Raw genomic sequence first — 13,345 nt, forward strand, 5'->3', positions numbered from 1 at the left:
ACGGGAGCGGGCGGCTTTGGTTACTTTGGCCAAGACCAAAGTAACCCGCCGTAAGGGCGGAAAGGTGACTAAGCGCAACTTGCGCGAATGAATAGTTGCGCGGTGTCCGCGCCTACACTGAATAAGTTCACAACTCAGCGTTCAAGGCGGAAAACTTTTTGTCGTGGCTATACGGACCGGACACAGGGTGGACACGTGTACGGGGAAATGATTGACACGGTCAGGCCCCCACCGCCACTCAACGCAACCCGCCGCTGGGCAGGCCAAATGGCCACCACCCTTCACAAAACCTTCATTAACGGCATAATGCCATCATTGATCAAAGGCCGGCCCCAGCCGCCAGTCAACGCTCGCCCTCCCCAGGCCCAGGTAAAAACCCATGCCGCTAGCCGCAAGCCCCGACGCCATGTACCGGCTGCTGATCCAGAGCGTGGTCGACTACGCCATCTACATGCTCACACCCGAGGGCCTGGTCGCCAATTGGAACCCCGGCGCGCAGCGCGCCAAAGGGTATAGCGCCGATGAGATCGTCGGCCAGCATTACTCAGTGTTCTACACCGAAGCCGAACGCAGTGCCGGCGCACCCACGCATAACCTGGCGCAGGCCCGCAGCACCGGGCGTTTCGAAGAAACCGGGCTGCGCCTGCGCAAGGACGGCAGCGCCTTCCGGGCGCATGTGGTCATCGACGCGGTGTATGACGATGAAGGCAACCTCGTCGGGTTTGCCAAGGTCACCCGCGACATTACCGAGCGCTACCAGCAAGAGCAGGCGTTGCTGCAGGCCAAGGAGCTGGCCGAGCAATACAGCCAAGAGATGGCCAGGCTCTCGCAGTTTCTTGACTCGGTCATCGCCAATATCCCCGCCAGTGTCATGGTGCTGGGGCTGGAGAGCCAGCGCATTCTGCTGGCCAACCAACAGGCCCTGCGCCTGTTCGCCGGGCCGCAACAGCCCATGGTTGGGCAGTTGCCAGCAGACTGCCTGGCACCTGGTGCTGCGGCCTATGTACAGCAACAGCTGGCACGTGGTGCCCGCAGCACCAAAGGGCATGCGGCCGAGACCCGGGTTGACACCGCCTGTGGCCCACGCATGTTGCGCAGCCGTACCCTGCTTAGTCAGAACCGGGAAGGGCAGGCCGACTACGTGCTGTTCGTGGCCGAAGACGCCACCGAGCAGCTGGCAGCCCATGCCCAGATTCACCATATGGCTCATCATGATGCGCTGACCGGGCTGCCCAACCGCACCCTGTTCAGCCAACGGCTGGGCCAGGCACTGCTGCGCGGTGCCGAGGCGGGTAAGCTGACGGCTGCCCTGTGCCTGGATCTGGACCACTTCAAGAACATCAACGACTCGCTGGGCCATGCCTTTGGCGACAAACTGCTGCGGGTCTTGAGCAAGCGCCTGCGCCGAGAGTTGCGCGAGCGCGACACCCTGGCGCGCCTGGGGGGTGATGAGTTCGCCATCGTGCTCACCGGCTTGGATAGCCGTGAGGCCGCTCACAATACTGCCCGGCGCCTGATCAATGCGATCACGCCGCCGTTTCAGATCGAAGGGCACCAGTTCAGTGTGGGGGTGAGCATCGGCGTTGCCATCGCGCCAGATGATCACCAGCACGCCGACCAGTTGCTCGGCTATGCCGACATGGCGCTGTACGAGGCCAAGCGCAACGGGCGTAACCGCTACGAGTGTTTCGCCGTGCAGCTGGATGTCGCGGCGCGCCAGCGCCGCCTGGTGGAAACCGACCTGCGCACGGCCTTGCACCTGGGCCAGTTGCAGCTGCACTACCAACCCGTGGTAGATCAGCTGACCAGCAGCGTGACAGGCTACGAGGCATTGCTGCGCTGGTTGCACCCAACGCGCGGCATGGTGATGCCAATGGACTTCATACCCATTGCCGAAGAAACCGGGCTGATCCATGAGCTGGGCACACGGGCGCTGAACCTGGCCTGCCAGGAAGCAGTGCGCTGGGACAGCGAGCAGACGGTATCGGTGAACCTGTCGCCCGTGCAGTTCAAGAACGCCAACCTGGTGCACACTGTGGCGTTGGCGCTGGCGGACTCAGGCCTGCCCGCGCAGCGCCTGGAGCTGGAGATTACCGAGTCGGTGCTGCTGGGCAACAGCGACGAGAACGTGCGTGTACTGCGGGCGCTGAAAGACCTGGGCGTGTCCATTTCGCTGGACGACTTCGGCACGGGGTACTCGTCGCTGGGTTACCTGCGGTCGTTTCCGTTTGATCGGATCAAGATCGACAAGTCGTTCGTGCATGACATGTGCGACAGCCCCGAGGCCATGTCGATCATCCGCGCCATCACTGGGCTGTCCAACAGCCTGATGATCAAGACCACAGCCGAAGGCGTCGAGTCGGAAGAGCAGCGCAAGCGGCTGGCGGCCGAGGGCTGTTCGCACTTGCAGGGCTACCTGTATGGCCGGCCCGTGCCTGCCAGCGAGCGTTTGAAGCACATTGACGTGGCGGGCTCGCCGCAACCCGCCTGAGCGCCAGCGTGCCGTTAGCTGTTCCAGTCCGGCGCGAACGCTGGGCTGACCACGCGTTGGTCCTTGGGCAGTGCGGCGATTGCCGCCCGGTCTTCGTCATCGAGCTGCACCTGAAGTGAGCCCAGGTTGGCCAGCTGGTTTTCACGGCTGCTGGCCTTTGGAATCACCGCCACCCCGTCCTGGTCCAGCAGCCACTTCAGCGCCACCTGGCTGGGCAGCACCCCGTGCTTGCGGGCGATAGCCTGGATGGCCGGTTCTGCTGCCGCCTGGCCGCGGGCCAGCGGGGTATAGGCGGTGAGCAGCAAGTCGTTGCTGCGGGCGTAGTCCAGCAGCGCCTGCTGGCCGAGCAAAACGTGGTATTCCACCTGGATGGCCGAAAGCGGCGCACCCAACGTCTCGATCACCTGGCGTAGCAGGCCCAGAGGGAAATTGGCTACCCCGATGTGGCGCGCCTTGCCCTCTTCGCGCAGCGCTACCAGGGTTTCGATGCTGCGCGCCAGGTCCCAGTCCTTGCCCGGCCAGTGGATGTGGAACAGGTCCACGTGCTCGGTGCCCAGCGCTCGCAAGCTGGCTTCGAGCGACTGGCGCATGGCCTTGGGCGACAGGCTGTCCCACCACACCTTGGTGGTCAGGTGGATCTGCTCGCGCGGCACGTTGCTGGTGCGCAGTGCCGCGCCCACATCTGCCTCGTTTTCGTAAGCGGTCGCGGTGTCGATGTGCCGGTAGCCCAACTCCAGCGCTTGAACAACCGCCTGGGTGGAGGCGGTGCCTGTCATCGGCCAGGTCCCCAGGCCGACTGCCGGCAGGGCCAGCCCGTTGTTGGTGGTGAGCGTGTGCATTGAAGAATCCTTGTATGAACACTGGGTGCCTGCCCGATGGTGAGCGATAGGCAGGCCACGGGCCACGCCGGCAGGCGGCAAAGTGGTCGATTAACGCACACAAATTGACCTGGGCCGGCCCTGGCGGCAATTGAACTTCCTTCTCGTCGCGCATCTCTTCTAGAATCCCAGTGCTGCCCCCGCACGGCATTGCCCGCGCGGCATTCAAACGGCGCCGCCTGGTGTGGCGCCCCCATCGAGAGAGCCATGAGTTCCAGCACCCCGCTGTCCGGCGTCAACCAACCCCTGCGTGGCATCGCGCTGGTGGTCGGGGCCACGTTCCTGTTTGCCAGTCACGACGCACTGTCCAAGTTTCTCGGCGGCCTTTATCCGATCGTCATGGTGGTGTGGGCCCGCTATGTGGTGCACACCCTGTTGATGGCCGGCATCTTCCTGCCCAAGTCGGGCCTCAATGTGCTGCGTACGCGCCGCCCGGTGCTGCAGACCCTGCGCGCCCTCAGCCTGCTCAGTACCAGCCTGCTGTTCACCACTGGCTTGCAGTACCTGCCATTGGCCGAGGCCACGGCGGTCAACTTCCTCGCCCCGGTGCTGGTCACCGCATTGTCGGCTCCCCTGCTCAAGGAGCGGGTAACGGTAGGGCAGTGGGTGGCCGTGGTGTTGGGCTTCATCGGCGTACTGGTGGTGGTGCACCCGGGCGGGGCCATGTTTACCCCGGCCATCCTGTTCCCGTTCGGTTCAGCGTTGGGCTTTTGCTTCTACCAGTTGCTCACGCGCATTCTGGCGGCGCACGACAGCCCCACCACCAGCAACTTCTACGCGGGGCTGTGCAATACACTGGCAATGAGTGCCCTGGTGCCGTTCTTCTGGGAAACACCGCGTTGGGACCATGCGCTGCTGATGCTGGCCCTGGGCGGCTTCGGGATGACCGCCCACCTGCTGCTGACCCAGGCGTTCCGGTTCGCAGCGCCGGCGCTGCTGGCGCCCTTCAGCTACTGCCAGATCGTGTTCGCCGGCCTGCTTGGGGTGCTGTTCTACAGCCAGGTACCCGACACCCTTAGCCTGGTGGGCATCATGGTCATCTGTTTCAGCGGCCTGGGGGCGGCCTGGATGCAGCGGAGCAAGTAGTCGAGAGCGTCAGGCTATTGCCCCGCAATAGCCATTCTATTAGACCTCTGCACGGCCTCGGCTAGGCTTTCGGGTGGGAATCTGGACAACCGACCTGAAGGTATCCGCAGATGTCGAACGAACCGAAATGCCCGTTCCATCAAACCGCCGGTGGCGGCACCACCAACCGTGATTGGTGGCCGGACCAGCTGAACCTGAGAATACTTCACCAACACGCCTCCCTGTCTGACCCCATGGGCGCTGATTTCGATTATGCCAAGGCATTCAAGAGCCTGGATTTCCAGGCGCTGAAGGCCGACCTGACAGCGCTGATGACCGACTCGCAGGACTGGTGGCCGGCCGACTTCGGCCACTACGGACCGCTGTTCATCCGCATGGCCTGGCACAGCGCCGGTACCTACCGCACCGGCGATGGCCGCGGGGGTGCGGGCTCTGGCCAGCAGCGCTTTGCGCCGCTCAACAGCTGGCCCGACAACGTCAGCCTGGACAAGGCCCGGCGCCTGCTGTGGCCAATCAAGCAAAAATACGGCAACAAGATCTCCTGGGCCGACCTGATCGTACTCACCGGCAACGTCGCCCTCGAATCGATGGGCTTCAAGACCTTCGGGTTTTCCGGTGGCCGTGCGGACGTGTGGGAGCCAGACGAAGATGTGTACTGGGGCTCGGAAAAGGTCTGGCTGGGCGGCGACACCCGCTACGGCAAGGAACAGGCCAAGGCCCAACCTCCCGGGGAGGGCGACCTGGTGGCCGAGCCGGCCAAGCACGGCGAAGAACAGAGCCGCGACCTGGGGGGTGAGCGCAACCTTGAAAACCCCCTGGCCGCCGTCCAGATGGGGCTTATCTACGTCAACCCGGAAGGCCCCGAGGGCAACCCCGACCCGGTCGCCTCAGGCCGTGATATCCGTGAAACGTTTGGCCGCATGGCCATGAACGATGAAGAAACCGTGGCACTGATCGCAGGCGGCCATGCTTTCGGCAAGACCCATGGCGCCGGCCCAGCCGACAACGTCGGGGCCGAGCCCGAAGCTGCGGGCCTGGAGCAGCAAGGCTTCGGTTGGGCCAGTACGTTCGGCACCGGCAAGGGCGGCGATACCATCACCAGCGGCCTGGAGGTGACGTGGACGTCTACCCCGACCAAGTGGAGCAACGAGTACCTCACCAACCTGTTCGCCTTCGACTGGGAACTGACCAAGAGCCCGGCAGGCGCGCACCAGTGGCGGCCGAAAGATGGCAAGGGCGCCGGCACTGTGCCCGACGCCCACGACCCGGCGAAGCGCCACGCGCCGATGATGCTCACCTCGGACCTGGCCCTGCGCTTCGACCCCGTGTACGAGCCTATCGCCCGGCGCTTCAAGGACAACCCTGACCAGCTGGCGGACGCTTTCGCCCGCGCCTGGTACAAGCTGATCCACCGGGACATGGGGCCGCTGGCGCGTTACCTGGGCCCGGAAATGCCTGCCGAAGAGCTGCTCTGGCAAGACCCCATCCCCAAGGTGGACTACCCGCTGATCGATGCGCAGGACATCGCTGCGTTGAAAACCCGGATACTGGCCAGCGGCCTGGCGGTGGGGGACCTGGTGGCGACTGCCTGGGCGGCGGCCTCTACGTTCCGCGGTTCGGACAAGCGTGGTGGCGCCAACGGCGGGCGCTTGCGCTTGGCTCCCCAGAAAGACTGGCCAGTGAACCAGGGCACCGACAAGGTGCTGGCAGCGCTGGAAACGGTGCGGGCTGAATTCAATGCCGGCGCCAAGCAGGTGTCGATGGCAGACCTGATCGTGCTGGCGGGCGTAGCAGCGGTGGAGAAGGCGGCGGCTGACGCTGGCCACAGTGTGACCGTGGCCTTCCGCCCCGGGCGCGCTGATGCTTCGCAGGCGCAGACAGATGTGGAATCGTTCGCCGTGCTGGAGCCGGTGGCTGATGGCTTGCGCAACTTTCTCAAGGCCCGCTACAGCGTCAAGGCCGAGAAGCTGCTGCTGGACAGGGCACAACTGTTGACGCTTACAGCGCCGGAACTGACTGTGCTGGTAGGCGGTTTGCGGGTGCTGGGTGCCAACCACGCTGGCAGTACCCAAGGGGTGTTCACCGACAAGGTCGGTGTGTTGAGCAATGATTTCTTCCGCAACCTGCTGGACATGGGGGTGGAGTGGAAGCCAACCTCAGCGGACAACGAGGCCTTCGAGGGCCGCGACCGCAGCACCGGGCAGGTGAGGTGGACGGCCAGCCGGGTCGATCTGGTGTTTGGCTCCCATGCTCAGTTGCGGGCGTTGAGCGAGGTGTATGGCAGTAGCGACGCGCAGGACAAATTCGTTCGGGACTTTGTTGCAGCGTGGGAGAAGGTGATGGAACTGGACCGGTTTGACCTGCGGTAGCTGAGGTGTTGGGGCCGCAAAGCGGCCCCAGCAGCATCAGAAGCTGTATTTCCCCGTCAGCATCAGGTTGCGTGGCGCGCCGTACACATCCCCGCCGTAATACACCGAACTCGAAATCGCCGAGTAATAGGTGCGGTCGAAAATATTGTTGGCGTTGAGCTGCAGGTCCAGATGCTCGTTGACCTTGTACCCTGCCATCAGGTCGGTGGTAGCGTAGCTGCCTTGCTGCAGGCGGTAGCTCGCCCCGGTCGCCGTCGTGAAGTCGTTGTACATGCGGCTCTGCCAGTAGACGTTGCCCCCGACGCGCAGCTTCTCCAACGGGCCCTGGAACCTGTAGGTTGTGGAAACCTTGAACAGGTGTTCAGGCATGTCGGTGTCGAAGCGCTGGTTTTCGTTCTGCGGGTTGGACGAGTCTTTCACGTAGTGCGTACGGGCATAGGTATAACCGGCGCCCACCTGCCAATTGGGCAGCAGTGCACCCTGCAGTTCGAAATCGACACCCTGGCTACGGATTTCACCGGAAGCCACATAGCAGTTGTTGGGGTCCGCGCAGCCTGCCAGGCCCGCCCCGGTGACCTGAACGCCGCGGTTCTCCTGGTCTACCCGGAACACCGCCACGCTCGCGTTCAACGCACCATCGAAGTATTCGCCTTTCAGCCCGATTTCATAGTTCTTGCCCACCACCGGCTTGAGGATGCTGCCAGCGGTGTCCTGGTAGCTTTGCGGGTTGAAGATATCGCTGTAGCTGACATAGACCGAGTGGTGATCGTCCAGTTCGTAGATCAGGCCGCCGTAGCGGGTCACATTGCGGGTGACCTTGTAATCGGCTGCCGAATCGTCCTTGCTGTCGTAGTCGTACCAGTCCAGCCGGCCGCCCAGGATCAGTTTCAGCGGGTCGGCTAGGCTCAGGCGAGTGGTCAGGTAGACGCCGTCCTGGGTGGTGACTGCCCGGCTGCTGCCAGAGCGTTGAAAATCAGGCTTGCCAGCCTCCAGCGGCCAGTACATGTCATACGGCGCATAGTTTTTTTCCTTGAGGTCGGCGACCCGTCGGCTGGCGCCCACCACCAATTCGTGCGTACGGCCAAATGCGTCGAATGGGCCACTCACGAATGCGTCCACCCCGGCCTGCTTCTGGTCATGCCTGGACTGATAAACCGTTCGCGCCAGGCTCAGGTCCTCAGCCCAGCGCGACAGGTATGACCCGGAAAAGGTGGCCTGCTGGTCGCTGTAGTTGGCGTTGACCTGCAACTGCCAGTCATTGGCCAGGCGCTGGCGCAGTTCTGCAAACACGGTGTCGATGTTCTGGTCCTTGTCTTCCCAGGATGTGCCAGGGTTGTAGGAGCGTGGCAGGTTCAGGTGATGGCCATCCAGGCCAACCATGGAGGCACCCCAGAAATAGTTGGTCTTGTCCTTCTGGTGCGAGAAGCCGAGGGTGAGGGTGGTGTCCTCGCTCAGGTCGGCCTCGGTCACGGCGTAGAACAGGCCGTGGTCCTCGTCGACATCGTCCACGAAGCTGCCATTGTCACGGTACGAGGCCACTACCCTGCCACGCAGCGTGCCGCTGTCGTTCAGCGGGCTGGAGGCATCCAGTTCGCCGCGGTAGTCGTCCCAGCTGCCGGCGGCGCCGGTGAGGGTGAGTTTCTGTTCTGCCAGGGGGCGTTTGCGCACAAGGTTGATGGCCGCAGAGGGGTTGCCGGCCCCGGTCACCAGGCCGGTGGCGCCTCGCACGATCTCCACGCGGTCGAACATCGCCAGGTTGGGTTGCGAACCGACGGTCCAGCCGCTGTAACCGCTGGGGATACCGTCATACATCAGGTTGTCGATGTCGAAGCCGCGGGCCGAGTAGGTTTGCCTGCCGGGGCCACTGGAGAAATCGAGGAACAGGCCCGGCGTGTTTTTCACTACATCGTTGATGCTGGTCATGCCCTGGTCATCCATGCGCTGACGGGTAATGACAGTGGTGGCCTGAGGTGTTTCACGCAGGGTCAACGGCAGCTTGGTCGCAGTGGCCATGGCGCCGGTGGTGTAAGACTGCGAGCCCTCAGTAACGCTGCCCAGCTGGGTATTCACGATCTCGGTTGCGCCAAGCTCCAGGGTACCGGGTTTTTTGTTTTCCGCCGTCTTGCTGCCGTCGGCAGCATGCGCAGGTGCAAGAGTAGCCAGGCAGATGGCTGCGGCCAGCAGACTACGGGCATGGCCAAAACGACGTGATGAGGCCGGGTGGTTCATGAAAGATGCACCAAATGGAAAATAAGGAGCGAATGAGAATATTTGCTACTTAACATGTCAAGCGTCTCGTACCCAAATCGGTCAGAATTTTGGAGTTGGGTGAATTACTGAAGCTGCGCCTCACCCACGCGGGGTGGACCGTTACGCGATTCCTGTGCAAGCTGGGGGCACAGTTGGCCGCGAAGATGACCGCACGTGAACCCCGAAACCTTTTTGGATGCCCTTTCCGGCATAGCGCTAACCCCCGACGCGATACAGGTGCTGCCCGATGCAAGGGCCTACCGTGACTGCCTGCTGGCGCGTATCGCCGCCGCTGAGCGGCGCATTGTCATCGTGGCGCTGTACCTGCAGCAGGACGAGGCGGGGCAGGCAGTGCTCGATGCGCTGTACCGGGCCAAGGCCGCCAGGCCAGCGCTGGACATCACCGTGGTGGTCGACTGGTTCCGCGCCCGGCGCGGCCTGCTGGGTGCTGGGCGGCAACCCGGCAATGCCGCCTGGTATCAGGCCCAGCGCCAGTTGCAGGGCCTGGACGTACCGATTTACGGCGTGCCGGTGCAAACCCGTGAGCTGTTCGGGGTGTTGCACCTCAAGGGCAGCATCATCGACGACTGTGTGCTGTACACCGGCGCCAGCCTGAATAACGTCTACCTTCACCACTTTGACCGCTATCGCCTGGACCGTTATCACGTGTTCCAGTCGCCGGCCCTTGCTGATGCCATGGCCGGCCTGGTGCAGCGCCTGCTACACCCTGTGGCCACACCGCGTCTGGACCTGCCCGAGCCGCCCGCCACAGGCAGCCTGCGCAGCGACATCCGCCGCCTGCGGGCGCGGCTTCGGCGGCTGGTGTATGAGGCTGTACCCAGTCGCCCGGGGCAGGGCATGCGGGTTGTTCCGCTGCTTGGCGTGGGCCGGGGCAATACCTTGAACCGTACGGTGTGTGCGTTGCTGGCCGTGGCGCAGCAGCGCATTGTCATCTGCACCCCGTATTTCAACCCGCCCAGGGCGGTGATGCGGGAAATCGACCAGGCCCTGGCGCGGGGCGTCGAGGTGGAGCTGATCGTGGGCGACCGCACGGCCAACGATTTCTACATCGCCCCGGGGGAACCGTTCAGCGCCAGCGGTGCGTTGCCTTACCTGTATGAAGACAACCTGCGGGCCTTCGCCCGCCGCCGGCACGTGTGCCTGGCCAGTGGGCAGTTGCAGATCCGCATCTGGAACGACCCCGGCCATACCTTCCATGCCAAGGGCATGTGGGTAGACCAACGCTACTCATTGCTGACCGGCAACAACCTGAACCCGCGTGGCTTCAACCTGGACCTGGAAAACGGCCTGCTGATCGACGACCCGCAGCAGCAATGGCTGGCGCCACGGGAGGCGGAACTGGCCGCACTGCGCCGGTTCGCCCCCGCTATCGGGTCGGCAGATGAACTGGGTGTCAAGGCCGATCACCCCAAGCCCGTGCGCAAATTGCTGCGCAGGCTACGCTATAGCCGGTTGGAACCGTTGATCAAGCGGGTGCTTTAGCGGCCAGCAAGGGTGTAGTGCGCAGGCCGGTGGTCAGTTGTTGCGATCAACGTGATGGGCTGTGAGTCAACCCTGTGGACCTCGGCTAAAGGCGCTCACGGAATGGAAGCAACGTTTGGCAATGATTCGCCGCGCAGTCACGTGGTTCGCCAGCTGATCCTGGCGTTTTCCGGCCTGCTGTTGCTGGCCCTGGTGCTGGGCATGGTGTCGCTGTACCGCATCGCACAGGGGCTGGACGAGCGGGAGCTGGTGCAAAGCCGCTTCCACGCCGAATCTGCGCTGGTGCAGTTGCAGAAAAGCGAGCGCAGCTACCTGTGGACCCACGCGGCCTGGCAAGCGGCCTACGACCACCTTGTGGTGGCGGTAGACCCCCATTGGGCGTTCGAGGAAGACAACGTCGGCGCAACGCTGTTTACCGAGGACGGCTATGAGGGCGTATTCGTTCTCGATGACGACGGTACACATTACGCCGTTGTTCGCGGGCGCCTCAGCGATCAGGGCCTGGAGCAGTACAGCGCCAGCAGTGGCCGTATCTTACAGCAGGCCCGGGAGGCCGTGCAGCGCCAGCAACCGGCGTCCGGTTACCTGGTATTCGCCGGCCAGCCAGCGCTGTTCACCGCCGCAGTCATTCGCCCACCAACACTCCCTCACCACCTGCCGGCGCCTAAAACCGTGCTGGTGTTCATTCGGGTGCTGGCGCCGGCGGTTCTGGGCCAGCTCGGGCAATCTGTCGGGCTGGCTGAGTTTGCGGTCACTGCTGGTGCCCAGCCACCAAAAGGCAAAGGGCACCTGCCGCTGGAGGCGAGCGGCCACAGCCTGACCTGGCACATCGAGCAGCCTGGCAGCGCGTTGATCCGCGCGGTGTTTGGCCCCTTGATCGTGGCGGTGCTGATCATCGTCTTGATCATGGCGCTGTTTGCCCGATATGCCATGCGCACCAGCGCCGGCATCGACCGCAGCCACCGGCAGCTGGCGGCGTCCAAGCAGGCACTCGAGGCCAGTGAGGCGCGCTTCAAGGCCGTGGCCGAAGCGGCCTCCGACTGGATATGGGAAACCGATGCCCAGCAGCACCTGACCTACTTGTCCCCACGGTTTGCCGAATTGACCGGGCACCCTGCAGAACACTGGTTGCAGAAGCCCGTCAGCGAGCTGTTCGATTGCGAAACCGGGCATGTCGAAACCTGGCTGCATGGCCTGGGCGCCAGCGAAGCCACGGGCAGCTTGCGTTGCCAGTACCACGACCAGGCCGGGCAGCGGCGCGAGTGCCGGGTAGCCGCCAAAGCTATCATCGAACACAAGATCTGCAAGGGCTTTCGTGGCACCTGCACCGACATCACCGACGAGGTCACGGCCCACGCCCGTATCCAGCATCTGTCCCAGCACGACCCCCTGACCGGGCTGCCCAACCGCAACAAGTTGTTCCGTTTTCTGGAAGACGCCGGCAAGGCTTCCCAGGCGGTGTTGATGCTGGACCTGGACAATTTCAAACCCATCAACGACAGCCTGGGCCACCCGGCAGGGGATGCGGTGCTGATCGAAGTCGCCGCCCGGCTCGGCCAGGTAACCCGGGCCACCGATCTGGTGGCACGCCTGGGGGGCGACAAATTCGTCCTGGTGTTGGCAGGGCCCGGCACACGCGAGGAGGTGGACCGCTTCTGCGCCCGCGTCATCGAGGCGCTGAGGCGGCCGATGGCGATCGACCAGCACAGTGTACAGGCCGGAGGTAGCCTGGGGGTCGTGCTGTCTGCCGATTACCCTGGCACCCCCAGCGACCTGATTCGCTTCGCCGACGTGGCCCTGTACGGTGCCAAGCAGGCGGGCAAGAGCACCTGGCGCTATTTTTCGCCGCAGATGAACACCGCGCTGCTAGACAAACGCGTGCTGGAACAGGAACTGCGCGAAGGCATACCGCTTGGCGAATTGAGGTTGCATTTTCAGCCACGCTTCAAGGTCGATGGGGTAACCGTCGCCTCCGCCGAAGCGCTGGTGCGCTGGCACCACCCGCGCCTTGGCTTGCTAGCGCCGGACCGCTTCATCCCGTTGGCCGAGGAGTCGGACCTGATCGTGCTGCTGGGCAACTGGGTACTGTATCAGGCCTGCGGTCTGGCCCGAGCCTGGCCGCTGGACATATTGGTTTCGGTCAACATGTCGCCCGCCCAGTTCAGCCGCAGCGATGTGGTACGGGACGTTGCCGAAGCGCTGCGCAGCACCGGGCTGCCGGCGCACCGCCTGGAGCTGGAAATCACCGAGAACGTGATGCTCAACGACGTGGAAGGCGCCCTGCACACCATGAATGCGCTGAAGGAGCTGGGCGTACGTCTGAACATGGATGACTTTGGTACGGGTTATTCATCCTTGGGCTACTTGCGTACTTACCCGTTCGACAGCATCAAGATCGACAAGCGCTTCATCCAGGCGCTGGGCAAGCGCAGCAGCGATCGCAGCGTGGTGCAGGCAATCATCAACCTGGGTAACGCAATGGGCATGACAGTCACGGCCGAAGGGGTGGAAACGCCGGAGCAGTTGGCCATGTTGCGGGACGATCAGTGCCATGAAGTGCAGGGTTTTCTGTTAAGCCGACCGATCGAGAACGAGGCGTTCGTCCGGTTGATAGCAAATAGCCATGTCAACACCCCGAAAGGTGCCTAGAATCGCGAAAAACCTTTGCGTGCAACCCGGTGGCCCCCTCTGAAAAGCCATCCAGAGCGCATACAATCGCCGCTTTCATGACCACTCACACGGGCTACACCTTTCATGGCGCTTGATCC

The 13,345-nt window shown here is 63.5% G+C and carries 7 protein-coding genes; 5 read left to right on the plus strand and 2 right to left on the minus strand.

Annotated elements, in window-relative coordinates; translation table 11 throughout:
- Positions 1–379: 379 nt before the first annotated feature.
- Positions 380–2,491: a putative bifunctional diguanylate cyclase/phosphodiesterase gene (locus IAE38_RS17005; RefSeq protein WP_201163224.1), complete on the plus strand. Its 2,112-nt coding sequence runs from the start codon at positions 380–382 to the stop codon at positions 2,489–2,491.
- A 14-nt stretch (positions 2,492–2,505) separates the two neighbouring features.
- Here IAE38_RS17005 and IAE38_RS17010 read toward each other — a convergent pair whose 3' ends face one another.
- On the minus strand, positions 2,506–3,330 hold the full coding sequence (locus IAE38_RS17010; protein WP_201218382.1) for an aldo/keto reductase: 825 nt from the start codon (positions 3,328–3,330) through the stop codon (positions 2,506–2,508).
- A gap of 246 nt (positions 3,331–3,576) precedes the next feature.
- Between IAE38_RS17010 and IAE38_RS17015 the strand changes: the two genes are divergently transcribed.
- Positions 3,577–4,455, plus strand: a complete 879-nt coding sequence (locus IAE38_RS17015; protein WP_201218383.1) for a DMT family transporter — start codon at positions 3,577–3,579, stop codon at positions 4,453–4,455.
- Between the two features lie 110 nt (positions 4,456–4,565).
- A complete protein-coding gene (gene katG / locus IAE38_RS17020; RefSeq protein WP_201218384.1) occupies positions 4,566–6,824 on the plus strand; it encodes a catalase/peroxidase HPI in 2,259 nt (752 codons plus the stop codon).
- Positions 6,825–6,860: 36 nt separating this feature from the next.
- Here the strand turns inward: katG and IAE38_RS17025 are convergent, their stop codons facing one another.
- A complete protein-coding gene (locus IAE38_RS17025; RefSeq protein WP_201163220.1) occupies positions 6,861–9,053 on the minus strand; it encodes a TonB-dependent siderophore receptor in 2,193 nt (730 codons plus the stop codon).
- Positions 9,054–9,248: 195 nt separating this feature from the next.
- Here IAE38_RS17025 and pssA point away from each other — a divergent pair, with 195 nt between their 5' ends.
- Both pssA and IAE38_RS17035 read left to right on the plus strand, forming a co-directional pair.
- The gene (gene pssA, locus IAE38_RS17030; RefSeq protein WP_201218385.1) at positions 9,249–10,577 is read left to right on the plus strand and encodes a CDP-diacylglycerol--serine O-phosphatidyltransferase; all 1,329 of its coding nucleotides are present in this window, start codon (positions 9,249–9,251) and stop codon (positions 10,575–10,577) included.
- A 102-nt stretch (positions 10,578–10,679) separates the two neighbouring features.
- Positions 10,680–13,226: a bifunctional diguanylate cyclase/phosphodiesterase gene (locus tag IAE38_RS17035; RefSeq protein ID WP_201218386.1), complete on the plus strand. Its 2,547-nt coding sequence runs from the start codon at positions 10,680–10,682 to the stop codon at positions 13,224–13,226.
- The last annotated feature ends 119 nt before the right edge of the window (positions 13,227–13,345 follow it).

This window comes from Pseudomonas sp. S32, assembly GCF_016648095.1.
Classification (GTDB): domain Bacteria; phylum Pseudomonadota; class Gammaproteobacteria; order Pseudomonadales; family Pseudomonadaceae; genus Aquipseudomonas; species Aquipseudomonas parafulva.

Excerpts from the sequence above, each read along its gene's own strand:
- IAE38_RS17005 (WP_201163224.1), top strand. The coding sequence starts at position 380 with ATGCCGCTAGCCGCAAGCCCCGACGCCATGTACCGGCTGCTGATCCAG.
- IAE38_RS17010 (WP_201218382.1), bottom strand. The coding sequence starts at position 3,330 with ATGCACACGCTCACCACCAACAACGGGCTGGCCCTGCCGGCAGTCGGC.
- IAE38_RS17015 (WP_201218383.1), top strand. The coding sequence starts at position 3,577 with ATGAGTTCCAGCACCCCGCTGTCCGGCGTCAACCAACCCCTGCGTGGC.
- katG (WP_201218384.1), top strand. The coding sequence starts at position 4,566 with ATGTCGAACGAACCGAAATGCCCGTTCCATCAAACCGCCGGTGGCGGC.
- IAE38_RS17025 (WP_201163220.1), bottom strand. The coding sequence starts at position 9,053 with ATGAACCACCCGGCCTCATCACGTCGTTTTGGCCATGCCCGTAGTCTG.
- IAE38_RS17035 (WP_201218386.1), top strand. The coding sequence starts at position 10,680 with ATGGAAGCAACGTTTGGCAATGATTCGCCGCGCAGTCACGTGGTTCGC.